The organism is Achromobacter aloeverae, from assembly GCF_004121055.1.
GTDB lineage: Bacteria > Pseudomonadota > Gammaproteobacteria > Burkholderiales > Burkholderiaceae_B > Bordetella_C > Bordetella_C aloeverae.
In genome coordinates this window covers 1-23721 of the sequence record NZ_PYAL01000004.1, presented here as the reverse complement: position 1 = coordinate 23721, position 23721 = coordinate 1, and the positions used below count along the sequence as shown (strand labels likewise).

General features: G+C 67.2%; 18 protein-coding genes, 1 rRNA gene and 1 other RNA gene. 3 read left to right on the top strand and 17 right to left on the bottom strand.

What is annotated here, in order from left to right; genetic code table 11:
- Positions 1 to 7 precede the first annotated feature (7 nt).
- From C7R54_RS14170 to acpA, 13 genes are all read right to left on the bottom strand, one after another.
- Entirely contained in the window at positions 8 to 967 is a 960-nt protein-coding gene (locus tag C7R54_RS14170) for a D-alanine--D-alanine ligase (protein ID WP_129151104.1), read from the bottom strand.
- Positions 964 to 2370 (bottom strand): UDP-N-acetylmuramate--L-alanine ligase, encoded by a 1407-nt coding sequence (gene murC / locus C7R54_RS14165; RefSeq protein ID WP_129151103.1) that lies wholly within the window; start codon positions 2368 to 2370, stop codon positions 964 to 966. The genes C7R54_RS14170 and murC overlap by 4 nt, the downstream gene beginning before the upstream one ends.
- Positions 2367 to 3479, bottom strand: coding sequence for an undecaprenyldiphospho-muramoylpentapeptide beta-N-acetylglucosaminyltransferase (gene murG / locus C7R54_RS14160; RefSeq protein ID WP_129151102.1), 1113 nt, complete (start codon positions 3477 to 3479; stop codon positions 2367 to 2369). Before murG ends, murC begins: the two co-directional genes overlap by 4 nt.
- Positions 3476 to 4669, bottom strand: coding sequence for a putative lipid II flippase FtsW (gene ftsW, locus C7R54_RS14155; protein ID WP_129151101.1), 1194 nt, complete (start codon positions 4667 to 4669; stop codon positions 3476 to 3478). Before ftsW ends, murG begins: the two co-directional genes overlap by 4 nt.
- A complete protein-coding gene (murD, locus tag C7R54_RS14150; RefSeq protein ID WP_129151100.1) occupies positions 4666 to 6204 on the bottom strand; it encodes a UDP-N-acetylmuramoyl-L-alanine--D-glutamate ligase in 1539 nt (512 codons plus the stop codon). Before murD ends, ftsW begins: the two co-directional genes overlap by 4 nt.
- The gene (gene mraY, locus C7R54_RS14145) at positions 6201 to 7370 is read right to left on the bottom strand and encodes a phospho-N-acetylmuramoyl-pentapeptide-transferase (RefSeq protein ID WP_129151099.1); all 1170 of its coding nucleotides are present in this window, start codon (positions 7368 to 7370) and stop codon (positions 6201 to 6203) included. The genes murD and mraY overlap by 4 nt, the downstream gene beginning before the upstream one ends.
- Positions 7360 to 10221 (bottom strand): bifunctional UDP-N-acetylmuramoyl-L-alanyl-D-glutamate--2,6-diaminopimelate ligase MurE/UDP-N-acetylmuramoyl-tripeptide--D-alanyl-D-alanine ligase MurF, encoded by a 2862-nt coding sequence (gene murF / locus C7R54_RS14140; protein ID WP_129151098.1) that lies wholly within the window; start codon positions 10219 to 10221, stop codon positions 7360 to 7362. The genes mraY and murF overlap by 11 nt, the downstream gene beginning before the upstream one ends.
- The gene (locus C7R54_RS14135) at positions 10218 to 11948 is read right to left on the bottom strand and encodes a peptidoglycan D,D-transpeptidase FtsI family protein (RefSeq protein ID WP_129151097.1); all 1731 of its coding nucleotides are present in this window, start codon (positions 11946 to 11948) and stop codon (positions 10218 to 10220) included. The genes murF and C7R54_RS14135 overlap by 4 nt, the downstream gene beginning before the upstream one ends.
- Positions 11945 to 12235 (bottom strand): cell division protein FtsL, encoded by a 291-nt coding sequence (ftsL, locus tag C7R54_RS14130; protein ID WP_129151096.1) that lies wholly within the window; start codon positions 12233 to 12235, stop codon positions 11945 to 11947. Before ftsL ends, C7R54_RS14135 begins: the two co-directional genes overlap by 4 nt.
- Positions 12235 to 13308, bottom strand: coding sequence for a 16S rRNA (cytosine(1402)-N(4))-methyltransferase RsmH (gene rsmH / locus C7R54_RS14125; protein WP_129151095.1), 1074 nt, complete (start codon positions 13306 to 13308; stop codon positions 12235 to 12237). Before rsmH ends, ftsL begins: the two co-directional genes overlap by 1 nt.
- 8 nt (positions 13309 to 13316) lie before the next feature.
- On the bottom strand, positions 13317 to 13745 hold the full coding sequence (gene mraZ, locus C7R54_RS14120) for a division/cell wall cluster transcriptional repressor MraZ (RefSeq protein WP_129151094.1): 429 nt from the start codon (positions 13743 to 13745) through the stop codon (positions 13317 to 13319).
- 248 nt (positions 13746 to 13993) lie between these two features.
- An RNA gene (gene rnpB, locus C7R54_RS14115) (RNase P RNA component class A) lies at positions 13994 to 14408 on the bottom strand.
- A 142-nt stretch (positions 14409 to 14550) separates the two neighbouring features.
- Complete coding sequence (gene acpA / locus C7R54_RS14110) at positions 14551 to 16311, bottom strand: acid phosphatase (protein WP_129151093.1); 1761 nt, start codon at positions 16309 to 16311, stop codon at positions 14551 to 14553.
- A gap of 343 nt (positions 16312 to 16654) precedes the next feature.
- Between acpA and C7R54_RS14105 the strand changes: the two genes are divergently transcribed.
- Both C7R54_RS14105 and C7R54_RS14100 read left to right on the top strand, forming a co-directional pair.
- The gene (locus tag C7R54_RS14105) at positions 16655 to 18109 is read left to right on the top strand and encodes a cytochrome-c peroxidase (protein WP_129151552.1); all 1455 of its coding nucleotides are present in this window, start codon (positions 16655 to 16657) and stop codon (positions 18107 to 18109) included.
- Between the two features lie 68 nt (positions 18110 to 18177).
- The gene (locus C7R54_RS14100) at positions 18178 to 19998 is read left to right on the top strand and encodes an ATP-binding cassette domain-containing protein (protein ID WP_129151092.1); all 1821 of its coding nucleotides are present in this window, start codon (positions 18178 to 18180) and stop codon (positions 19996 to 19998) included.
- Positions 19999 to 20027: 29 nt separating this feature from the next.
- On the opposite strand, the gene pyrC is transcribed toward C7R54_RS14100, so the two are convergent.
- The gene (pyrC, locus tag C7R54_RS14095) at positions 20028 to 21092 is read right to left on the bottom strand and encodes a dihydroorotase (protein ID WP_129151091.1); all 1065 of its coding nucleotides are present in this window, start codon (positions 21090 to 21092) and stop codon (positions 20028 to 20030) included.
- A gap of 121 nt (positions 21093 to 21213) precedes the next feature.
- Positions 21214 to 22407, bottom strand: a complete 1194-nt coding sequence (locus tag C7R54_RS14090) for a M20 aminoacylase family protein (RefSeq protein ID WP_129151090.1) — start codon at positions 22405 to 22407, stop codon at positions 21214 to 21216.
- A gap of 149 nt (positions 22408 to 22556) precedes the next feature.
- On the opposite strand from C7R54_RS14090, the gene C7R54_RS14085 reads away from it, so the two are divergent.
- Entirely contained in the window at positions 22557 to 22835 is a 279-nt protein-coding gene (locus C7R54_RS14085) for an SWIB/MDM2 domain-containing protein (RefSeq protein ID WP_088599477.1), read from the top strand.
- 150 nt (positions 22836 to 22985) lie between these two features.
- On the opposite strand, the gene C7R54_RS14080 is transcribed toward C7R54_RS14085, so the two are convergent.
- Positions 22986 to 23351: a DUF4870 family protein gene (locus C7R54_RS14080; RefSeq protein WP_129151089.1), complete on the bottom strand. Its 366-nt coding sequence runs from the start codon at positions 23349 to 23351 to the stop codon at positions 22986 to 22988.
- A 267-nt stretch (positions 23352 to 23618) separates the two neighbouring features.
- Positions 23619 to 23721: ribosomal RNA gene (gene rrf, locus C7R54_RS14075) — 5S ribosomal RNA — on the bottom strand; the annotation flags it as partial.

Below are 23721 nucleotides of genomic sequence, written 5' to 3'. Positions count from 1 at the left end.
TTCCAGGTCAAGCGTTACGGGCCGGGGCGCGCACCTTGCAGGCCGCCTCGGAAAGAATGGACACACACAGCTCGGGATAGCTCATGCCGGCGGCCTGGGCCGCCTTGGGCACCAGCGAATGGCTGGTCATGCCTGGGGACGTATTCATCTCGATCAGCCAGGGGCGGCCCTGCTTGTCCAGCATCAGGTCCACGCGGCCCCAGCCTTCGCAGCCCAGCGCACGGTACGCCGCCACGCTCAGGCGCTGGACTTCGCGCGCCAGGTCGGCCGGCAGGTCGGCCGGGCAGAAGTACTGCGTGTCGTCCGAGAAATACTTGTGCTCGTAGTCGTAGTTGCCGTCCGGCGCGACGATTTCGATCACCGGCAGGGCTCGCGCCGCGCGGCCGCTGCCCAGCAGGGCCACCGTCAATTCGCGCCCGGTGATGAATTGCTCGGCCAGCACCTCCGCGTCGAAGCGCGCGGCCAGCGCGTAGGCTTCCTTCATGTCGGAATAGCCGCGCACCTTGGTGATGCCGACGGTCGATCCCTCATGCGGCGGCTTGATCATCAATGGCAGGCCAAGGCGGTCGGGCACCAGGCGCAGCTCCGTGTCGCCGCCCAGGACCTCGAAAGCCGGCGTCGGCAGGTCATGGTGGAGCCAGACGCGCTTGGTCATCACCTTGTCCATGGCCAGCGCGGACGCGGCCGCGCCGCTGCCGGTATAGGGGATCCCGAGCAACTCCAGGGCGCCCTGGATCGTGCCGTCCTCGCCATAGCGGCCGTGCAGGGCGATGAATACGCGGTCGAAACCGGCTTGTTCGAGCTCCGCGAAGGTCTGGCGGCCGGTATCGAACAGATGGGCGTCGACGCCGGCGCTGCGCAGCGCCTCGTGCACGCCGGCGCCGGACATGAGGGACACTTCACGTTCGGCCGAGCGGCCGCCGTACAACACGCCGACCTTGCCGAATTGTTGGGGGGCAATGGTCATGCCAATTCTCCAATTTGCGCGGGCACGCGGCTGATCGAGCCGGCGCCCATGACGATGACGACGTCGCCGTCGCGCACGAAATCCAATGCAGCGGCGGGGAGTTCCGCCACGTCCTCGACGAATACAGGCTCTACCTTGCCGGCTACGCGCAGGGCGCGCGCGAGGGCGCGGCCATCGGCGGCCACCAGGGGCGCCTCGCCGGCGGCGTAGACCTCGGTCAACAGCACCGCGTCCGCGGTGCCGAGCACGCGCACGAAGTCCTCGAAGCAGTCGCGGGTGCGGGTGTAGCGGTGCGGCTGGAAGGCCAGCACGATACGCCGGCGCGGCCAGGCGCCACGCGCCGCGGCCAGCGTGGCGGCCATCTCGACCGGATGATGGCCGTAGTCGTCGATCACGGTGAAGGTACCGCCGCCGTGCGCGGCCGGCACGGCGAACTCGCCCACTTGCGTGAAGCGGCGGCCGACGCCATGGAAGGACTCCAGCGCCCCCCGGATGGCCTCGTCGTCGACGCCCAGCTCGGACGCGACGGCGATGGCCGCCAGCGCGTTGCGCACGTTGTGCAGGCCGGGCAGGTTCAGGGCCACCGACAGCGGCGGCAGCGCCTGCTTGCGGGCCCGCCGCGTCACGTCGAACAGCATGCGCGTGCCGTCGGCGCGGACATTGTGCCCGGCCACCTGCGCGTCGCCGTCCAGGCCATAGGTGGTGACGGGCCGCGAGACGAAGGGGATGATCTCCCGGACGTTGGCGTCGTCGGCGCACAATACGGCGGTGCCGTAGAAGGGCAGCTTTTGGGTGAACTCGATGAAGGCGCTCTTCAGCCGCGCCACGTCGTGCCCATAGGTGTCCATGTGATCGGCGTCGATATTCGTGACGACCGCCATCACGGGCAGCAGGTTCAGGAACGAGGCGTCCGACTCGTCCGCCTCGACCACGATGTAGTCGCCCTGCCCCAACCGGGCATTGGCGCCGGCGGAATTCAGGCGGCCACCGATCACGAAGGTCGGATCCAGGCCGCCGGCCGCCAGCACGCTGGTCACCAGGCTGGTGGTGGTGGTCTTGCCGTGGGTGCCGGCAATGGCGATGCCGCGCTTCAGGCGCATCAGTTCGGCCAGCATGACCGCGCGCGGAACCACCGGGATGCGCGCGGCGCGCGCGGCGATGACTTCCGGATTGTCGCCGGCCACGGCGGTGGACGTGACGATGGCGTCGGCGCCTTCGATGTTGGCGGCGGCATGGCCGATGGCGATGCTCACGCCCAGGCCCGCCAGCCGGCGCGTGACGGCCGACTCGTTGAGGTCGGATCCGCTGATGCGATAGCCCAGGTTCAGCAGGATCTCGGCGATGCCGCTCATGCCCGCGCCGCCGACGCCGACGAAATGGATATGTTGGATACGGTGTTTCATGTTGCGCGCCTCGCTGCCTGCTCGCAGGCGTCGGCGATGTGCTGGGCGGCGGCCGGCAGCGCGCGTGCGCGCGCCTGGACGGCCACCGCCCGGAGTTCTTCGCGATTGCGTTCGCCCAGCCACTGCGCCAGCCATTGCGGCGTCATTTCGGCCTGGCGGCGCATCCAGCCGGCGCCGGCGTCGCTCAGGTAGCGCGCATTGGCGGTCTGGTGATCGTCGATGGCATTGGGCAAGGGAATGAACAGCGCGGCCACGCCGGCGGCGGCCACTTCGGCCACCGTCATCGCGCCCGCCCGGCAGACCACGACATCGGCGCTGCCCAGCGCGCCGGCCATGTCCTCGATGAAGGCGCGGCAGTCGGCCTGCACGCCGGCCTGCGCGTAGGCCTGCTTCAAGGCCTCGATATGCAGTTCGCCGGCCTGGTGCGTGACCGCCGGCCGCTGCGCCGCGGGCAGCAGGGCCAGGGCTTGCGGCAATACGGTGTTCAAGGCCTGGGCGCCCAGGCTGCCGCCCACCACCAGCAGTCGCAGCGGGCCGTCGCGGTCCGCATAGCGCTGTTCGGGCGCCGGCAGCGCGCAGACTTCGCGGCGCACCGGATTCCCCATCACCTCGCCCTGCGGCAAAACGCCGGGGAAACCCGTGAGCACGCGCCTGGCCATCCGCGCCAGCGTCCGATTGGCCGTGCCGGCCACGGCGTTTTGTTCATGCACCACCAGCGGCACGCGTCGCATGGCCGCGGCGACGCCGCCCGGGAAGGCCACGTAGCCGCCCATGCCCAGCACGACGTCGGGCCGCAACGTGGACAGGTACCGCAAGGCCAGCCGCAGCGCCGATGTCAGGCGGAACGGCAGTTGCAGCATGGCCTTGACGCCGCGTCCGCGCAGGCCCTGGAAGCGCATGGGCATCATCTCGATGCCGCGCGGCGGCACCAGCTTGCCCTCCATGCGGTCCGGATTGCCCAGCCACAGCACGCGCCAGCCGCGTTCACGCAGCACGTCGGCGACGGCGAGGCCCGGCATGATGTGGCCGCCGGTGCCGCCCGCCATGATCAGCGCGGTGCGGGGGGTTGCGGCCTGCCCGGCGCGCGCGGAGCGGCTGGGAGCATTCATACCCGCCCTCCCCGCATCATCGTGCGATTTTCGAAATCGACGCGCAGCAGCATGGCCAGCGCCAGCAGGTTCATCACTACGCCCGAGCCGCCGTAGCTCACCAGCGGCAGCGTCAGGCCCTTGGTGGGCAGCAGCCCCAGGCACACGCCCATGTTGATGAAGGCCTGCACGCCGAACCAGATGCCCACGCCCTGCGACAGCATGCCGGCGAAGGTGCGCTCCATGGCGACGGCCTGGCGGCCGATCTCGAAAGCGCGCTGCACGATGATGGCGAACAGCACGATCACCAGCGTGACGCCGACGAAACCCAGTTCCTCGCCGATCACGGCCATGATGAAGTCGGTGTGCGCTTCCGGCAGGTAGTGCAGTTTCTCCACGCTGGCGCCCAGGCCGACGCCCAGCCACTCGCCCCGGCCCAGCGCGATCAACGAATGCGACAGCTGGTAGGCGCTGCCGTAGGCATTGTCCTGGTTCCAGGGATCCATGTAGGCGAACAGGCGCGCGCGCCGCCAGGGCGACAGCCAGATCAGCATCAGGAAGGTGCTGACCAGCACGCCCAGCAGGCTGCTGAAGTACTTGCCGTTGATGCCGCCCAGGAACAGGATGCCGATGGCGATGGCCACGATCACCATGAAAGCGCCGAGGTCCGGTTCCAGCAGCAGCAGCATGCCGACGCCGCCCAGGGCGCAAGCCATGGGAACGAAGCCGCGCAGGAAGTTTTGCATGTGCTCCTGCTTGCGCACCGTGTAGTCGGCGGCGTAGAGCAGCGCCGCGACCTTCATCAATTCGGACGGCTGGAAATTCAGCGGGCCCAGCGGAATCCAGCGGTGCGCGCCATTGACCTCGCGGCCGATGCCCGGCACGAGCACCGCCAGCAAGAGGACCAAAGCCAGCATGAACAGCGGCACCGCCAGACGCTGCCACATACGGATGGGCAAGGTCAGCGTGATGGCCGCGACCACCAGGCCGGTCGTGACGAAGGCCCCGTGGCGCACCACGAAATAATATTGGCCATACGAGGCGTAGCGCGGTCCGTCGGCCAGCGCGATGGAAGCCGAGTACACCATCAGCAGACCCAGCGCCAGCAAGGTCGACGAGGCGATCACCAGGGGCATGTCGAAGGACCGCATGCGCGTGCGGCCGGGGCGCACCGCGTTGACGCTGGCCGTGAGGTCGGCAAACAGGCTCATGCGACCTCCCCTTGGTCCAGGGCCAGTTCCTGCACCTCGTCGGCGTAGACCTGGCCGCGGTGCACGTAGCTGCGGAACATGTCCATGCTGGCGCAGGCGGGCGACAGCAGCACGGCGTCGCCCGGCTGGGCCAGGCCATGCGCCTGGCGCACCGCGTCGCGCATGTCCTTGGCGTGGACGCAGGCAACGCCGGTCGATTCCAGCACGCGGCCGATTTCCGGGCCGTCCTTGCCGATAAGCACCACCGCGCGCCCATGGCGCGTCACCGGCGCCACCAGCGGCGAGAAATCCTGGCCCTTGCCCAGGCCGCCCGCGATCAGCACCACCTGCTGGCCCAGGCCGTCCAGCGCGGCGACCGTGGCGCCTACGTTGGTACCCTTGCTGTCATTGATATAGTCGACGCCGCCGATGCTGCGCACGAACTCGACGCGCAGCGGCTCGCCCTCGTACTCGCGGGCCGCGCGCAGCAAGGGCGCCCAGCCCAGGTCCAGGGCGCGCGCCAGCGCGAAGGCGGCCAGCGTATTGGTCGCATTGTGCAGGCCGCGGATCAGCAGCGCATCCACCGGCATCAGGCGCGACAGGCGGCCCTGCGGACGGCTGGGCGGCGGCGCATCCTTCTTGCGGCGCGTGGGCGCGGCCACCGGGATATCGAAATCGCTGGGCTCGCAGGCCGTCAGCCATGCCACGCCGCTGGCGTGGTCCAGGCCCAGGTCGCCGACCAGGCCAGGCGCGTCGCGGCCGATGGTCCGTACGTTCAAGCCCTCGACGCGCTCGACCATGGCCACGGTGACCGGGTCGTCGCGATTGATGATGGCAATGCGGGCCATGCCCAGCAGGCGCGCCTTCGCGGCCGCGTAGGCCTGCATGTCGCCATGCCAGTCCAGGTGATCCTGGGTGACGTTCAGGACCACGGCGGCATCGGCCGACAGGGTATGCGTGGTGTGCAGCTGGAAACTGGACAGCTCCAGCACCCAGACCTGCGGCAGGTCGTCCTCGTCCAGCGCATCCATGAGCGCGGCCAGCGCGGCCGGGCTGATGTTGCCCGCGGCGCGCGCGCTCAATCCCGCGGCTTCGACCAGGTGGCGCGTCAATGCGGTGACCGTGGTCTTGCCATTGGTGCCGGTGACGGCCACCACCCGCGGACGGTAGTCACGGCTCTCGGCCAGCGCCGCCAGCGCGCGGGCGAACAATTCGATTTCACCGATGACTTCGATGCCGCGCGCGGCGGCGGCCTCGATCAGCGTGAGCGCGGGCGCCTGGTTGGGCGCCAGGCCGGGACTGATCACCACCTGGGTGACGCCATCGAGCAAGCTGGCGTCGAAGCTGTCCTGGCCCAGCTGATACTCGACCTCGCCGCCCTGCCCGGCCAGCGCCTGGCGCAAGACGTCCAGGCCGTCCGGTTCGGCGCGCGTATCGGCCACGCGCAGCCGCGCGCCGCTGCGCGCGCACCAGCGCGCGGCGGCGATGCCGGTCTCGCCCAATCCGAGGATCAGGACCAGAGCCGGCGCGGGGGCGGTGATATCCGGTACGCTCATCGCAACTTGAGGGTGGAAAGGCCGATCAACACCAGCATCATGCTGATGATCCAGAAGCGCACGACGACCTGGGTTTCCTTCCAGCCGCCGACTTCGAAGTGGTGATGCAGGGGCGCCATGCGGAAAATCCGCCGCCCCTCGCCATATTTACGTTTGGTGTATTTGAACCAGGTGACCTGGATCATCACCGACAGGGTCTCCACCACGAACACGCCGCCCATGATGAAGAGCACGATCTCCTGCCGCGCGATCACCGCGACGGTGCCCAGCGCGCCGCCCAGCGCCAGGGCGCCGACGTCGCCCATGAACACCTGGGCCGGATAAGCGTTGAACCAGAGAAAGGCCAGTCCCGCCCCGCCCAGCGCGGCGCACAGCACGATCAATTCCGATGCGCCCGGCACATAGGGGAACAGCAGGTACTTGGAATAATCGGCGCGGCCGATGACGTAGGAGAAGATGCCCAGCGCGCTGCCCACCATGACGGTGGGCATGATGGCCAGGCCATCCAGGCCGTCGGTAAGGTTGACCGCGTTGCTGGTGCCGACGATGACGAACCACGTCAGCGCCACGAAACCCAGCACGCCCAGGGGATAGCTTACCGTCTTGAAGAACGGCACGATCAGGTCGGCACGGGTCGGCAGCGGCATGGTGAAACCGCTGACCACCCAGGCGCGGAACAAGGGCCAGAGCTCGGTATTGGCCGGCGCCGACACGGCGAAGGCCAGGTAGACCGCCGCCACCAGGCCGATGATGGCCTGCCAGAAAAACTTCTGCCGCGCCGGCATGCCTTCCGGATCGCGGTGCACGACCTTGCGATAGTCATCCACCCAGCCGATCGCGCCGAAGCCGAACGTCACCAACAGGACCACCCAGATAAAGCGATTGCTCCAATCGCACCACAGCAACACGCTGATGCCGATGGAAATCAGGATCAGTGCGCCGCCCATGGTCGGGGTGCCGGTCTTCACCAGGTGGGTTTGCGGACCGTAGGCCCGCACCGCCTGGCCGATCTTCATCGCCGTCAGCTTGCGGATCACGCGCGGCCCCGCCATCAGGCCGATGATCAACGCCGTTGCGCACGCCAGCACCGCGCGCAGCGTGATGTACTCAAACACGCCGAACGTACGGATATCGTCAGACAGCCAGCGGGCAATCTCAAGCAGCATGCTTGTCCTCCCGCGCCGGAGGCACATGACTGCCTTCACTCGAATACAACTTCACAACCCGCTCCATGCGCATAAAGCGCGAACCCTTTACCAATACAGCAGCGGGCCGCAAGGCCCGCGTCGCCGCCACGATGTCCTCGACCGTATCGCACGCTGTGCCGCCCGGCCCGAAGGCCGCGGCGGACGCCCGCGCGGCGGCGCCCAGCGTGAACAGGGCGTCGATCCCCCGCTCGCGCGCATAGGCCCCGACCTCCTCGTGCATAGCCGGTCCGTTGGCGCCTACTTCGCCCATGTCACCCAGTACCAGGACGCGCGGCGCCGGCAGTCGGGCCAGCACATCGATCGCGGCGCGGACCGAGTCAGGATTGGCATTGTAGGTGTCGTCGACCAGCACGGTTCCGTCACCCATTTGCTGGCGCTGCATCCGCCCCTTTACCGCGCTGAAATTCGCCAGGGCGCGGCAGGCTGCTTCCAGGGGTGCGCCCGCGGCCAGGCCGCAGGCCACCGCCGCCAGGGCATTGCGCAGGTTGTGCAAACCGGGGACAGGCAGGGTCAGCGCCGCGGTTCCGGCGGGGGTGACCAACCGGCAGCGCGTGGCAAGCGCATCGCCTTCTATCGCTTCGGCGTAGACGTCCAGGCCGGCCTGCAGGCCGAAGCGCAAGACACGCGGCGTCGCCGCCAGCTCGTCCCAGACGCGCGTATGCGGGTCGTCGCCGGGATAGACGGCATACCCCGCCTCCGGCAGCGTCGCCAGCACCGCGCCGTTCTCGCGCGCAACGGCCTCGACCGTGTGCATGAACTCCTGGTGCTCGCGCTGCGCGTTGGTGACCAGGCCCACGGTAGGCGCGGCCATGGCCGCCAGCGCGGCGATTTCGCCGGGATGGTTCATGCCCAGCTCGATCACGGCGGCGCGATGCTGCGGCCGCAGGCGCAGCAGCGTCAACGGCACGCCAATATCGTTGTTGAAATTGCCCGCGGTCGCCAGGCGCTGGTCCTCGCCCAGCCACTCCGCGAGAATGGCGGCGATCATTTCCTTGGTGGTGGTCTTGCCATTGCTGCCGGTCACGCCAACCACCGGCAGGTCGAAGCGCGCCCGCCAGGCCGCGCCGATGCGGCACAACGCGGCGCGCGTGTCGCCCACCACCCACAGCGGCAAGGGTGCGCCGGCAACGGCATGCGCCACGACGGCAGCCCGGGCGCCGGCCTGATGGGCCTGCGCCAGGTAGTCATGGCCATCGAAGTTCTCGCCGGCCAGCGCGACGAACACCTGCCCTTCGGTCAACGTGCGCGTATCGGACGACACCCCTACGGCCTGCGGCAGCGACAAGGCCAGGGCGCCCCAGGCACGATCGTCGAAGGGCAGGCGTTGCCCGGCGATTTCCTGGTAGGTCTCATGTCCCTTGCCAGCCAGCAACAGCACGTCCGCGGCACCGGCGGACCACACTGCCTGCATGATCGCGCGCGCGCGATCCGCCTGCACGGTCACGCTGCGCGCCGCGGGCATGCCGGCCAGGATCTGGTCGATGATCGTATCGGGGTCTTCGCTGCGCGGATTGTCGCTGGTCACGTAGACGCCGTCCGCGTCAGCGGCCGCGATCCCGCCCATCAACGGACGCTTGCCCGGATCGCGGTCACCGCCGCAGCCGAACAGGCACAGCAGGCGTCCGCCGCGCGCTTGCGCCACGGGCCGCAATGCGGCGAGCGCGCGCGCCAGGGCATCCGGCGTATGGGAATAATCAACGACGACCAACGGTCCTGCCGCGGCCAAGGCCTGCGGCGCGTCGACGACTTCCATGCGTCCGGGCACGGACGTCGCGGCAGCCAGTTCGCGCGCCACATCGGCCAGCGTGCCGCCTAGCGCGGTCAGGACCCCGGCCACCAGCAGCAGGTTCTCGACGTTGTGGCGGCCCAGCAGGCCAGTCATGATCTGGGCTTCGCCCTGCGCGGTGGCGAGCGTGAAAATCTGCCCGCTGGCGGTCGCGCTCAAGCCCTGGGCGCGGATGTCGGCGTCGTGTTCCAGTCCATAGGACAGGGCCAACCCCGCGGGCAGGCGCGCCAGCAGCCGCTGGCCGGCCGCATCGTCCGCGTTGATGACCGCCCGCGCCAGGCCAGGCCAGTCGAACAGGCGCGACTTCGCCGCCTCGTAGGCGGCCATCGACCCGTGGTAGTCCAGATGATCGCGCGTCAGGTTGGTGAAGGCCGCCACGCCGATGCGCACGCCATCCAGGCGTCCCTGCTCGATTCCGATGGACGAGGCCTCCATGGCGACGCAGCTGGCGCCGTGATCGCGCATCACCGCCAGTTGCCGGTGCACGGCCAGCACGTCGGGCGTGGTCAGTTGCCCCGCCAGCGCCTGTCCGCCGGGCAGCGTGGCGCCCAGGGTTCCCAGGGCGCCGCAGGGCCGGCCGCTATGGGACAGGGCGCGAGCGAGCCACTGGACCGTGGACGTCTTGCCGTTGGTGCCGGTGACCGCGATGACGGTCAACGCCGCGGACGGCTCGCCATACCAGATATCGGCCACGCGACCCAATTGGGCGCGCAAGTCGGTCACCAGCAGCACGGGCACGGCAAGGCCGGCAATCGCTGCCCGCGCCTTTTCCTGTCCGGCCGCCTCGCACACCACGGCCGCGGCGCCCTGCCGCACGGCTTGCTCTATATATAGACGGCCGTCGGTGGTGCCGCCCGGGCAGGCGATGAACACGTCGCCGGCGCCTACCTCGCGCGAGTCCAGCCGGAGGTCGGCCTGGGCGGCCTGGCCGGTCCGGGCGATCGGGGCCTCCACCCGCGCGCGCAGCCACTGCACGATATCGGCAGCCGTCATGCGGGTATCGGTATCGGCCATGGCGTTCATCGCAGGGGCTCCTGCAGCCCGGCCACCACGGTGGACTGGAAGGGCGCGTCGGGTTGCACGCCCAGCAGGCGCAGGCTGCCGCCCATCAGCGTGGAGAACACCGGCGCGGCGATGGCGCCGCCGTAGTAACCGCCCGTCTGCGGCTCGTCGATGGTGACGGCGATCACAAGGCGGGGGTTGGACACCGGGGCGAAACCGACGAAGGAGCTGCGATAGCGCGAACGGCTGTACTTTCCGTCCACGATCTTACGCGCGGTGCCGCTCTTGCCGGCCACGCGGTAACCCTGCACCTGCGCCAGCTTGGCGCCATCCGGGCCCGCCGCGGCTTCGAGGAAAGAGCGGATCATGCCCGCGATCTTGGGCGTGTAGACCTTGACGCTGGTCGGTTCGCTATCGCGCTTGACCAGCGTCAGCGACACCATGTCGCCACTGCGCGCGAACACCGTATAGGCGCGCGCCATCTGCAACAGCGACACGGACAGGCCATAGCCGTAGGCCATGGTCGCCTTCTCGATCAGGCGCCAGCGCTCCCACGGCCGCACGCGGCCCGGCGCCGCGCCGGGAAAGCCCAGTTGCGGCGCCTGGCCCAGGCCCAGCTCGGTGAACTTGTCCCACATCTCGCGGGCCTGCAGCGTTTCCGAAATCATCGTCATGCCGATATTGCTCGACTTCAGCAAGACGCCGGCGACGTTCAAGGTGCCGTTGCGGCTGACATCGCTGATGGTCGAGCCCTGATAGCGGAACTGGCCATTGCCCGTTTCGAACTGCGTATTGGTCGTGATCCGGCCCAGCTCCAGGGCCAGCGCGGCGGTGAACGGCTTCATGATCGAGCCGGGCTCGAACGTATCCGTAATCGCCTGGTTGCGCATGGACGCAACCTGGAAGGTGCTGCGGTCGTTGGGATCGTAGGTGGGCAGGCTGGCCAGGGACAGTATCTCGCCCGTGCGCGCGTCGACGATGACCGCGGCGGCGCCGCGGGCGTGGTGCAGGTCGATGGCATCCTTCAAGGTCTTGCTGACCAGGTATTGCAGGCGCGTATCGATGGACAGGTGTATGTCCTTGCCGTCGACCGGCATGGTCACGGCCTGGACGTCCTCGATGACACGGCCCAGGCGATCCTTGATCACCCGCCGCGAGCCCGCGCGGCCTTGCAAGGCCTGGTTGAACGCCAGTTCGATGCCTTCCTGGCCCTGGTCTTCCACGTTGGTGAAGCCGACCACGTGCGCCATCACCGAACCGTCCGGATAGTAGCGACGCGTCTCGGGCTGCTGGTGGATGCCGGGCATGGCGAGCTGCTTGATCTTGTCCGCCACGTCCATCGGCACCTGGCGCTTCAGGTAGACGAAGTTCTTGTCTTCGTTCTTCAGGCGCTCGGTCAGTTCCGGGACGGTGGTGTCGAGCAGCTTGGCAAGGGTAGCCGTCTGGGCCGGCGTGGCGGTATTCGCGTCTTCCGGAATCGCCCAGATCGCGCGCGCGGGCACGCTGGAGGCCAGCACGACATTGTTGCGGTCGAGAATCTTGCCGCGCGTCGCGGCCAGCGTCAGCGTGCGCTCGTAGCGGCGTTCGCCTTGCTGTTGAAGGAAATCGGTGCTGACGCCTTGCAGATAGAGCGCGCGGCCGGCCAGGGTGGCGAAGCCGCAGAACAGCAGGATAAGAACCAGCCGGGCGCGCCACGTCGGCAACTGGCCGCGCAGCACGGGATTGTCGAAGAACGGCAAGCGCTTCATTGCGCCCCCCCGTTGACCGGAACCGGTTGCTGGTTGAGATAGATCGTCCGGTCGGGGACGATGGAAACCATTTTAAGATCGTCGCGCGCGGCACGATCGACGCGCGCGCTGCGCGCCAGTTCGGCCCGGTCCAGTTGCAGGCGGCGCCAGTCGTTTTCCAGGTCGCGCGCCTGCGCCTGGGCGCGGTCGACATCGACGAACAATTGGCGCGACTGATAGCGCGAGGTCACCAGGGAGATCGCGCAGAGCATCAGCACCACGGCCAGGACCAGGCTCAACCTGCCCATCAGCGCCTCCCCTTGCCGGCGCCGCGCGCGGGCGCCGGCGCGAGCCCCGGCACCAGCGCGGCGACCCCGCCGGCGGGCAAGGGCGCGTCGGTGCGCTCGGCGACACGAAGGATGGCGGAGCGGGCGCGCGGATTGCCCGCGACTTCCTCGTCATCGGCCAGGACGCGCCCCAGGGAATGCATGATGGCGGGCGGCAGCTCATCTTCGCGCAGCGGCAGGCGGCGCATCGTCTCGCTGGCCGGGCGGGCCGCGGCGGCGATGCACTGCTTGACCATCCGGTCTTCCAGCGAATGAAAGCTGATCACCGCCAACCTCCCCTTCGGCGCAAGCAGCGCTAGAGCTGCCGCGAGGGCGCGAGCGAGCTCCTCGAGTTCCCGATTGATGTAAATCCGTAGAGCTTGAAAGGTGCGTGTGGCCGGATGCTGACCCTTTTCGCGCGTGCGGACGGCGCCTGCGACGAGCTCGGCGAGTTCGAGCGTGGTGCGTAGTGGCGCTGTTGCGCGGCGAACTGCAATCGTTTTTGCAATCTGAAAAGCAAACCGTTCTTCGCCATAATCCGCTATGACCTCCCGCATCTCATCCACGCTGGCCTGCGCCAGCCATTCCGCGACCGTGGGGCCGCGCGTCGTATCCATGCGCATGTCCAGCGGGCCTTCGCGCATGAAAGAAAAACCCCGCCCTGCATCGTCGAGCTGGGGGGACGAAACGCCCAGATCCAGCATGACGCCATCTATCCGTTCGATGCCCAGCGCCGCCAGCTCCTGAGGCATCGTCGCGAAACCACCGTGCACCACCGTCACGCGGGCATCGCGGGCGGCCAATTCGCGCGCCACCCCGATGGCGGTGGGGTCCTTGTCGAACACCACCACCCGCGCTTGCGGCGCCAGCCGGGCCAGCAAGGCCCGGGTATGGCCGCCGCGGCCGAACGTGCCGTCGACGTACACCCCCGCCAGCCGGGGGTCCGCGGCGCGGTCGGGCTCGTCCGCGCGAGCGGCGTCGCGACGGCCGAAACGCGGCAATAACAGCGCGTCCACCGTCGGCGCCAGCAGCACGGGCCGATGTTCGAATTCCATAGCCCGCGTCAGAAAGAAAACTGGTTGAGAACGTCCGGCATGCCCTGCGCCAGATCCTCCGCCTCGCGGCGGGCCAGGGCAGCCGCATCCCACAGCTCGAAGTGCGCACCCATGCCGAGCATCATCACTTCGCGCGTCATGCCGGCCGCATTGCGCAATTCCGGCGCGATCAAAATGCGGCCCGATCCGTCCAGCTCCACATCCTGCGCATTTCCCAGCAGCAGCCGTTGCAGCGCGCGCGCCGACATGGGCAGGGCGGCGATCGTTTCACGCCGCTTTTCCCATTCCTGGCGGGGATACATCAACAGGCAGCCGTCCGGATGGCGGGTCAGGGTGAGGCGACCTTCCGCCTGGGCCAACAGGGCGTCGCGATGCCGGGTCGGGATAGACACCCGACCCTTCGCATCCAGCGTTAACGCGCTGCTTCCCTGGAACACCCCGTCCCTCCCACTTAATTGCACAAAAACCTACTTTTTCCCACTCTACGGGATGGTTAAAGCGCGGTCAAGCAGGCCGACACAATTTTTTCAATCACAACAAGGACTTAGGCGAACTTGGCAAAACTCAAAAAAGAAAACCCCCTGATAAATCAGGGGGTTGTCGCTAGAACTCAAAGTCCTACATGAGACTTCGGTGCTAAAAGGTAACTTCCTCGCCTTACTTGTGTCGATTTCAGCCGAAAGCAAGGCAAGACGAATCTATGGGCCGGATTCTGTACACCGGACGCGAGTCCGATGGGCAATCATTCCTCTGGCCCGGCCATTGCTGGCCGGATCTAGCCATCTACCCGCATGCTCGAACGGGCCGCCCTTCCCGGTCCGAGGACCGTGCGCATGCCTATTTGATGTTGCTCCGGGTAGAGGTTGCCGCGTTTCACCCTGCGATGCCACCGGCCGTTGCCGGCCGGCGCGACACGGAGTGGCCGTGCCTGTGCGGAAGTTGCCTCCCGCCCGCTTCGCAGACTCGTCTCTGTGGCCCTGTTCCTCGCCGTGCCGGTGTTGCCACCGGACCGACGGACGGCCGTTAGCCGTTACCCTGCCCTATGGAGTCCGGACCTTCCTCGAAGCGCGTGCGCGCCCCGCGATTGCCCGATTCGTCTTGCGGACGAGATTGTACCTCCTGAAGGAAAACCGCCGGGCTGCGCTGGGCAGCCCGGCGGTTTTGGGCAGGGGTAGCCGTGACTGACGACGCGGCTTGCGAGGTGGCCTACGAGGTGGCCAACAAGGTGGCCACCGACGTGGCTTACGACGCGGCGGCGCTCGTGTCCAGCGTGTTGCTCAGGTCGCCCTGGTCCACGCCATTGGCCTTCAGGCCCTCGCGACGAGTGGCCAGGCCCGGCAGCTCGGGCAACTCCCAGCGGCGCGTGATGAAGCGCAGGATGGACGTGGTGTCGTACATGGTGTGGTCCACGTAGCCCTTGCGCACCGTGGGTCCGATGACCATGGCGGGAATGCGCGAACCCGGGCCGAAGCGGTCGCCCTTGGGCGGCGCGACGTGATCCCAGAGACCGCCGTTTTCGTCATACGTCACGATGACCAGCATGTGCGCCCACTGCGGGCTCTTCTCCAGGGCGGAGATGACGTCGGCGATGTGCTGGTCGCCACGCAGCACGTCGGCATAGCCGTTGTGCTCGTTCAGGTTGCCGACCGGCTTGTAGAACGACACGGGAGGCAGCTTGCCGGCCTTGATGTCGGCGATGAATTGCTCGCCGTTCACGCCGGCATCCTTCAAGTGCTCCGCGCGATCGGCGATGCCGGCCGCCGTGGTCGGGTCGAAGCGCTTGAAGTAGTTGAAGGGCTGGTGATGGAACTGGAAGTTCACGAAGGGCGTCACGCCGTCCGCCTGGTAGGCGGCCGTGTACGTGTAGTCGGAACCGGCCCAACCCGCCGGACTGGTGGCGCGGGCCGTCTGGAAAGCCCAGCCGCCCGAGTACCACGCCCACTCGACGTTCTTGTTGGTCAGGTAGTCGCCGATGTTCGGGCCGGTCTGCGGCGGCAGCGTGGTCGCGGCCGTCGGGTCGGCCAGCACGCCTTCCGTGACGCCAGCGGCGTCGGCGGCCGGCTTGTTGCCGCTGGGCTGGTACGGGGGCTGCATCGTATTGACCGCATAGCCGTCCGGCGTCAGCTGCGCGCCGTTGGACTTGAAGATCGACGTGGCCGGACCGGACAGCGCCGATGCGGCGCCGGCGGCGGCGGTGTTCACCGACAGGTGATAGCCCTGCGGGCCGTCGTCCAGGATGGCAACGTGCGAATTGAGCGTGGCCGAATTGGCGGGCGTGACGGGATCCACCGGCGCGGCGGCCGCGATAAGGTACTGGTGGTTCAGGAAGGAACCGCCGAAGGCGCCCATGAAGAAGTGGTCGGCCATCGTGTATTTCTGCGCCACCTTCCACAGCGGCAGCTTGCTGGCGTTGCCGGTGAAGTGGCCCATCACCAGGCCGCCGCCGCTGTCCGCCCAGGCGGCGAACATATTGTTCTTGCCGCCGTTGATCTGCATCTGGTTCTGGTAGAAGTTGTGCCACATGTCCGCGTTGACCGCGTTGATGTCCACGCCCGGATACGTCTCGTTTATCGAGAACGGCGCGTTGGTCATGCCGGTGGTCGACGTCTGCGCGACGATGGGCACGGTCGTGTCGAACTGCAGGCCCGCGGGCGTGAGGCCGGCCCAGACGGGAGGCAGCGAGGTCAGCACGGTGGTGCCGTCGCGATCGACCTGCTTCTCGTAGGTGGCGGTGGCCAGCGGGCTGTCGGTGCCGGGAAAATCGCTGTAGAGGTTATCGAAGCTGCGGTTTTCCGCGTAGATCACCACCACGTTCTGGATGTTGTCCACTGCCTTGGAGACCAGCTCTTCTTGCGTGGGGGCGGGGGCGGACGCGGCGGGCGTGGAGGGCGTCGTCGTCGACGGGGTATCGTCGTCGTCGCTGCCACCACCGCCACAGGCGACCAGTCCGGCGGCCAACGCCGCGGCCACCAGGGGCGCGACGATCTTGTGCGTGCTCTTCATGAAATGCTTTCCTCTTTCTTGTCGTGGGAAGTAACCGGTGTCCGGACACCGAGCGCCGCATATGTTGGGGTTACACCATGTGAACTTCGTGAACCGCCGCTGAACACAATCTGAATCCGCGCAGAAAGATCAAGGCCAGCCGCCAGGGGCGTTCAGACGCTCGTCAACCGGCTTCAGCAAACCTGAAATATTCGATGTTTACGCTGCGGACCGAGGCCCGGGCGCAAGCGCGGCCGCGGCTTCCCCGGGCGCAAGCGCGGCCGCAGCTTCCTATTGCACCTTCCTGTTGAACCTTCCTGTTGAATTCCGCCCGGCCCTCACCGCGCCCCCTTGCTTCCACGACATGCCCTTGCCCCTGCGTCCATCCGATCGTCCCACCGTCTCGATTCCTGCCGGCCAACTGCGCTTGCGCGGCGTGCTATGCACCCTCGTCGCCACCGTGCTGGCGATCGGCATCAGCAGCGCGCTCGCGTTATGGGGCGAGCGCAGCAACGCAACGGCCGCCGACGCCCAGCAGGACGTCTACGAGAAATTCCCGGAGCCGCCACGAACTTACGATCGGGCCTATGCGCGCCAGCGGGCGGCCGACATGGCGGCGCTGGGCGCCGTGCTGTTCACGGATACCGCGTTGTCCGCGTCCGGCAAGCAGTCATGCGCCAGCTGCCACAGTCCCCAGAACCATTACGGGCCGCCGAACGACCTGTCGGTGCAACTGGGCGGACCGGACATGCAGCACGCCGGCGTGCGCGCCGTGCCGTCGCTCATGTACCTGCAGACGGTCCCGCCCTTCTCGGAACACTTCATCGACAGCGAAGAAGAGGGCGACAACAGCACCGATGCGGGGCCAACGGGCGGCCTGACGTGGGATGGCCGCGTGGACCGCGCCGCCGCCCAGGCGCGCATTCCCTTGCTCGACCCCCAGGAAATGGCCAATCCCGATATCGCCACGGTCGTCGAACATGTACGGGCGGGCCCCAATGCCGACCGGCTGCGCAAGCTGTTCGGCGGTCACGTGTTCGACACGGACGAAAAGGCCTTCGACGCCATCACGCAGACGCTGGAGTACTACCAGAGCCAGCCGGAACTGTTCGCGCCTTATTCGAGCAAGCTGGACGCCGCGATGCGCGGCCTCGCCAGGCTGAACGACCAGGAAACCCGCGGCATGCGCCTGTTCGCGGCCGAGGACAAGGGCAATTGCGCGAGCTGCCATCGCTTCGCCGTGCCGGGCCAGTTGCCCCTGTTCAATGACTTCGGGCTGATCGCCCTTGGCTTGCCACGCAACGCCGCCATTGCGGCCAACAGGAACCCGTCGTACTACGACGAAGGGCTGTGCGGTCCCATGCGCAAGGACCTGGCCGACCACCCCGAGTATTGCGGCCTGTTCCGCTCCCCCACGCTGCGCAACGTGGCGACGCGCAAGGTGTTCTTCCACAATGGCGTATTCCATGACCTGCGCCAGGTCGTCGAATGGTATGTGACCCGCGACACCAACCCGGAAAAGTGGTATCCCCGCAAGCCGGACGGCACGATCGAGAAGTTCGACGACCTGCCGGAGCGCTTCCACGAGAACGTGAACATGGATCCTCCGTTCGGCGGCAAGCCTGGCGACAAGCCCGCGTTGTCGCCGGAAGAGATCGACGACGTGGTGGCTTTCCTCGGCACGCTGACCGACGGCTACTACGATCCGGTCAAGCAGCGCGCCGCCGCCCAGAATACGACGGCCAAGGCCGCGGCCGCCGGCGGGACAGCCGCGACCGAAGGCGCTGCCGCATCCCCCGCCCCGGCCGCGGGCCACTGACCCCGGCGAAGGCAGCGGTCCCGGCTTCCTGCGACAATAGCGGTTTGCACAGACTCGCCTTGCCGCTCATGGCTCCGACCACCCTAATCACTTTTACCGACGTCCAGCTGGCCTTCGGCCATCATCCGCTGCTGGACCATGCCGATTTCTCCATCCAGGCCGGCGAACGCATCGGCCTGATCGGCCGCAACGGCGCCGGCAAGTCGTCGATGCTGCGCCTGCTCGACGGCCGTACCCAGCCTGACGACGGCGACGTCGCGCGCGCCTCCGGGCTGCGCGTCGCCACGGTGGAGCAGGAGCCCGAGCTCGACGAATCGATGACGGTGTTCGATGTCGTCAACAGTACGGACGAGGATCACGAAGACTGGCAACGCGGCTCGCGCGTGCGTTCCTTGCTGGAGCGCCTGGGCCTGCCCACCGACGCGCTTATCGGCGGCCTGTCCGGCGGCACGCGCAAGCGCGTCGCGCTGGCCCGCGCGCTGGCCGGCAATCCCGACCTGCTGCTGCTGGACGAACCCACCAACCACCTGGACTTCGACGGCATCGCCTGGCTGGAAGACCTGCTGCGCGGCTGGAAGGGCAGCGCCGTCATCATCACGCACGATCGGCGTTTTCTCGACGCCATCGCCACGCGCATCGTCGAGCTCGATCGCGGCCGCCTGCTCAGCTTCCCCGGTAATTTTTCACAATGGCAGGAACGCAAGGCGCAATGGCTGGAATCGGAGCGGCTGGAACAGGCCCGCTTCGACAAACTGCTCGCGCAGGAAGAAGTCTGGATCCGCAAGGGCGTGGAAGCGCGCCGCACACGCAACGAAGGCCGCGTGCGGCGCCTCGAACGGCTGCGCGTCGAGCGCGCCGAACGACGCGAACGCCAGGGCAACGTCAACCTGGCGCTGGCCGAAGGCCAGCGCTCCGGCAAGCTGGTCGCGGAACTGGAACACGTCACCAAGGCCTTCGACGGCCGCATCGTGGTCAATGACTACTCCACGACGCTGCTGCGCGGCGATCGCATCGGCATCATCGGCCCGAATGGCGCGGGCAAGACCACGCTGCTGAAGCTGATGCTGGGCCGCCTCCAGCCCGACAGCGGCAGCGTGCGCATGGGCACCAATGTCGAAGTCGCGTACTTCGACCAGATGCGCGCCCAACTCAACGAAACCGATACGCTGGCCGATGTCATCAGCCCGGGCAGCGAATGGGTGGAGATCGGCGGCACGCGCAAGCATGTCATGAGCTACCTGGGCGACTTCCTGTTCTCGCCCGCGCGCGCCGGCTCCCCCGTCAGCAGCCTGTCCGGCGGCGAGCGCGCGCGCCTGCTGCTGGCGCGCCTGTTCGCCCGGCCGGCCAACGTCCTGGTGCTGGACGAGCCGACCAACGACCTGGACATCGAAACGCTGGAACTGCTGGAGGCCCTGCTGCAGGAATACACGGGCACCGTCCTGCTGGTCAGCCACGATCGCGAGTTCCTGAACAACGTCGTGACGCAAACCATCGCCAACGACGGCCCCGGCATCTGGAACGACTATGTCGGCGGCTACGACGACTGGCTGGCGCAACGCCGCGTCATCGCGCCGGCGACCGCGCCTGCCGCCTCGGCGCCGGCGGCGGACGAAGAAAAGCCCGCGCCCGCGGCGGCCAGGCCCAAGCCGACCAAGGTGTCCCGCCTGAGCAGCTGGGAAACGCGGGAACTGGAAGGCCTGCCCGATGCCATCGCCGCGCTGGAGGCGGAACAGGAAGGCCTGTCCGGCAAGCTCGCCGACGGCTCGCTATACCGCGACGCGCCGGACGAGGTGGCGCGCATCAACGCGCGGATCAGCGAGATAGAAAAGGAACTGGAGGCGAAGTTCGAGCGCTGGGAAGCGCTCGAAGCCCGCCGCGACGCCAGCTGAAGCGCGGGCGGTACAGCCCCCTGGGCCGCTTACGCCTGCACCCGCCAGTCCAGCGTCTCGCCGGCCGCCAAGGGCACCAGCGTGGTAGCGCCGTACGGCAGTTCTTCCGGAATGGTGTAAGGCTTGCGGACCAGCGTCAGCGTGCCGGTATTGCGCGGCAGCCCATAGAACGCCGGCCCATGGTGGCTGGCGAAGCCTTCCAGCTTGTCCAGCGCGCCTGCGGCATCGAAGGCCTGCGCATACAGCGACATTGCGTGCAAGGCGCTGTAGCAGCCGGCGCACCCGCAGGCATGTTCCTTCAAGCCGCGCGCGTGCGGCGCGCTGTCGGTGCCCAGGAAGAACCGCGGGCTGCCGCTGACCGCGGCTTCCACCAGCGCCAACCGGTGCGTTTCGCGCTTGAGGATGGGCAGGCAGTAGTAATGCGGCCGCACGCCGCCGGTGAAGATGGCGTTGCGGTTGTACAGCAGATGCTGCGGCGTGATGGTCGCCGCGACCGGCCCTTCCGCATCGCGCACGTAATGCGCGCCTTCCTTGGTGGTGATGTGCTCGAAGACCACCTTCAGTTCGGGAAAGGCCTTGCGCAAGGGCAGCATCACGCGGTCGATGAACAGGGCCTCGCGATCGAATACATCGGTGGTCGGGTCGGTGACCTCGCCGTGCACCAGCAAGGGCATGCCTTGCTTCTGCAGCGCCTCCAGGGCCGGGCGGCATTTCCCGAGCAGGTCCGTGACGCCGGCCGCCGAGTTCGTGGTGGCGCCGGCCGGATACAGCTTCACGGCGTGCACCAGGCCCGATGCGCTGGCCCGCACGATTTCCTCCGCCGACGTGTTGTCGGTCAGGTAGAGCGTCATCAACGGCTGGAAGTGATCTTCGTCCATGCCCGCCTTGGCCAGCGCGGCCAGGATGCGGCCGCGATACGCCACCGCCTGCTCGGTGGTGGTCACCGGCGGCCTCAGGTTGGGCATGATGATGGCGCGTGCGAACTGGCGTGCGGTATCGGGAACGACGGCGTCCAGCGCCTCGCCGTCGCGCAGGTGCAGATGCCAGTCGTCGGGGCGCGTGATGGTCAGGAGCGCGGGCGTGGAAGTAGTCATAAGGGTCGAGCGTTCTTCAATACGGCCGCGCATGGCGGTCCGTGGGTTCAGGTCCTGCACCGACTAAGGCGCGGCATCGAGGACGGCGACAACGGTCCCGGGACGGAACCAGGAAAAAAGCTTACTCCGGTAGCGGCATCCCGCGCTCGGCCAACGCGCAGAACATTGCGCTGCCCAGCGGGATCACCGCGTCGTTGAAGTCGAAGTGGGAATTATGCAGCGTGCAGCCGGACTCGGCGCCGCCTTGCCCCAGGCGGAAGTAGGCGCCGGGCCGTGCCTGCAACATGAACGAGAAATCCTCGGATCCCATGGAGGGCACCAGGTCGCGCACCACGTTCTCCCTGCCTATCATCTCGGTGGCGATATCGGCGACCAGGTTGGCATGCTGCGGCGTGTTCAGCGTGGCGGGATAGATGCGCTCATAGTGCACCTCGGCCGTCGCGCCAAAGGCGCCGGCGATCGAGGAGGCCAATTCCGTCATGCGCTTTTCCAGCAGTTCCTGCACTGTCTTGCGAAACGTGCGCACGGTGCCGACCAGCTTGGCCTCGCGGGGAATCACGCTCATTGCGCCAGGGTGTCCCGCCTGCATCGACCCTATGGACAACACGGCCGAATCCAGCGGATTGACGTTGCGCGACACGATGGTCTGCAAGGCCGTGATCAGGTGGCCCGCGACCACCACGGGATCGATGGTCTGGTAAGGATGCGCGCCGTGCCCGCCACGGCCGTTGATGACGATCTCGAAGCGGTCGGCCGCAGCCATCATGGGTCCGGGGTTGATGCCCACCGTGCCGGGCGGCAGGCCTGGCCAGTTGTGCAGGGCGTAGATGGCGTCGCAAGGAAAGGTATCGAACAAGCCATCTTCCATCATGGCCTTGGCGCCGCCGCGGCCTTCCTCCGCGGGCTGGAAAATCAATACCGCGGTGCCGTCGAAGTTGCGGGTCTGCGCCAGGTAGCGCGCGGCCCCCAGCAGCATGGTCGTATGACCATCATGGCCGCAGCCGTGCATCAGGCCGTCCTTGGTCGAACGATGGCCGAAATGATTGTCCTCGGTCATCGGCAAGGCATCCATGTCGGCGCGCAGGCCTATCATGCGGCCGCTGTCGCACTGCTTGCCACGGATCACGCCCACCACGCCTGTTTTGCCGATTCCCCGATGCACTTCGATACCCAGGGCCGCCAGGCCGCCCGCCACGATGCCCGACGTGCGCACCTCTTCAAAGCCCAATTCGGGATGTGCATGCAAATCCCTGCGTATCGCGGTCAATTCATCGTGAAAAAGCCGGATCGATTCCAGTGCTGAACGTGGGTACATGGAGGAAGGTTACAGAAAGCCGAGTTGTAAAGATTCGGAGGTGATTTTAGTTGCTACAGACAATAAATGCCTTTGTCTTTAGTGCCTAGACACGTTATGCTCCGGCCGCAGGATCAATTTTCCAACACTCAGAGAAGGAGAGCCGGATTATGGCCACCCCCTCCAAAACCGCCACTGCCCGCAAGCCGAATGCCGCGTTCATGAAGCCGCTGACGCCCAGCGCGGACTTGGCTGCCGTCATCGGCCCCGAGGCTGTGCCGCGTACCGAGGTCACCAAGAAGATCTGGGAATACATCAAGAAGCACAACCTGCAAGATGCCAGCAACAAGCGCAATATCAACGCTGACGACAAGCTGCGTCCGTTGTTTGGCAAGGACCAGGTGTCGATGTTCGAACTGACCAAGCTGGTCAATGCGCACCTGAAGTAATCGCTGGGCGATATCAGCAGGAGGCGTGCGCTGCATGCTGCCCGTTGCGCAGCTGCGGCACCCCTGCCGAACAGAATAAAAAAAATGGCTGGCGTCCGCGCCAGCCATTTTTCTTTTGTTCCACGGCGCGCAGCGCGCGCTGTGCCGCTATCAGGCGTAGACCGCCGGGCCCCGTCCTTCGAGCAGGGCCAGCCAGCCCTTGATCAGGCGATAGAGCACCCACACCATGGTGGCGGCTACCCCCAGCCAACCCAGGAAGATCAGGGTCGCAATGGCGCTGATGGCGAGCCACAGAAGCGACCACCAGAACGTGCGCAACAACCAGTCGAAGTGGCCCGCGTAGAAGGTACCGGCCGTATCGGCACGCTTGACGTACATCAGGACGACGCTGGCGACGGTCGCCATGCAAAGCACGCCGCCAGTCAGGAAACCTAGCGCGAACAAGCCGTAGGCGACATGCGTCAGCGTACGCAGATCGAGGCCGTTGGAAGTGACAGGGATCTGGGGTTCACTCACGATGCTGCTCCTTCTAAATAGTGCCGGACTATGTTACCCCACATCGAAATGCACGCGCGCCTCGTCCGGGCCGCGTGCCGGCCTGCGTTGTTATTTGCTGACGATCATGCAAGAAACGCTTGCATCGTCAGGCTTTATCAATGAACGAGGCCCGCCAAGGTTCAGCCTGGCGGGCCTTGTTTTCGCGTCTCGTGCGTGTCATGGGCGGATTCCGTCCGCCCAAAGACAAACCCCCGCTGGGTTACCAGCGGGGGTTTGAGGATAAGAGCCTGACGATGACCTACTTTCACAGACGTCCGTCCACTATCATCGGCGCAAAGTCGTTTCACTGTCCTGTTCGGGATGGGAAGGAGTGGGACCAACTCGCTAT

What these genes read in the sequence shown, in the direction of transcription:
- C7R54_RS14170 (WP_129151104.1), bottom strand. Translation starts at nt 967, where the DNA reads ATGACCATTGCCCCCCAACAATTCGGCAAGGTCGGCGTGTTGTACGGC.
- murC (WP_129151103.1), bottom strand. Translation starts at nt 2,370, where the DNA reads ATGAAACACCGTATCCAACATATCCATTTCGTCGGCGTCGGCGGCGCG.
- murG (WP_129151102.1), bottom strand. Translation starts at nt 3,479, where the DNA reads ATGAATGCTCCCAGCCGCTCCGCGCGCGCCGGGCAGGCCGCAACCCCC.
- ftsW (WP_129151101.1), bottom strand. Translation starts at nt 4,669, where the DNA reads ATGAGCCTGTTTGCCGACCTCACGGCCAGCGTCAACGCGGTGCGCCCC.
- murD (WP_129151100.1), bottom strand. Translation starts at nt 6,204, where the DNA reads ATGAGCGTACCGGATATCACCGCCCCCGCGCCGGCTCTGGTCCTGATC.
- mraY (WP_129151099.1), bottom strand. Translation starts at nt 7,370, where the DNA reads ATGCTGCTTGAGATTGCCCGCTGGCTGTCTGACGATATCCGTACGTTC.
- murF (WP_129151098.1), bottom strand. Translation starts at nt 10,221, where the DNA reads ATGAACGCCATGGCCGATACCGATACCCGCATGACGGCTGCCGATATC.
- C7R54_RS14135 (WP_129151097.1), bottom strand. Translation starts at nt 11,948, where the DNA reads ATGAAGCGCTTGCCGTTCTTCGACAATCCCGTGCTGCGCGGCCAGTTG.
- ftsL (WP_129151096.1), bottom strand. Translation starts at nt 12,235, where the DNA reads ATGGGCAGGTTGAGCCTGGTCCTGGCCGTGGTGCTGATGCTCTGCGCG.
- rsmH (WP_129151095.1), bottom strand. Translation starts at nt 13,308, where the DNA reads ATGGAATTCGAACATCGGCCCGTGCTGCTGGCGCCGACGGTGGACGCG.
- acpA (WP_129151093.1), bottom strand. Translation starts at nt 16,311, where the DNA reads ATGAAGAGCACGCACAAGATCGTCGCGCCCCTGGTGGCCGCGGCGTTG.
- C7R54_RS14105 (WP_129151552.1), top strand. Translation starts at nt 16,655, where the DNA reads ATGCCCTTGCCCCTGCGTCCATCCGATCGTCCCACCGTCTCGATTCCT.
- C7R54_RS14100 (WP_129151092.1), top strand. Translation starts at nt 18,178, where the DNA reads ATGGCTCCGACCACCCTAATCACTTTTACCGACGTCCAGCTGGCCTTC.
- pyrC (WP_129151091.1), bottom strand. Translation starts at nt 21,092, where the DNA reads ATGACTACTTCCACGCCCGCGCTCCTGACCATCACGCGCCCCGACGAC.
- C7R54_RS14090 (WP_129151090.1), bottom strand. Translation starts at nt 22,407, where the DNA reads ATGTACCCACGTTCAGCACTGGAATCGATCCGGCTTTTTCACGATGAA.
- C7R54_RS14085 (WP_088599477.1), top strand. Translation starts at nt 22,557, where the DNA reads ATGGCCACCCCCTCCAAAACCGCCACTGCCCGCAAGCCGAATGCCGCG.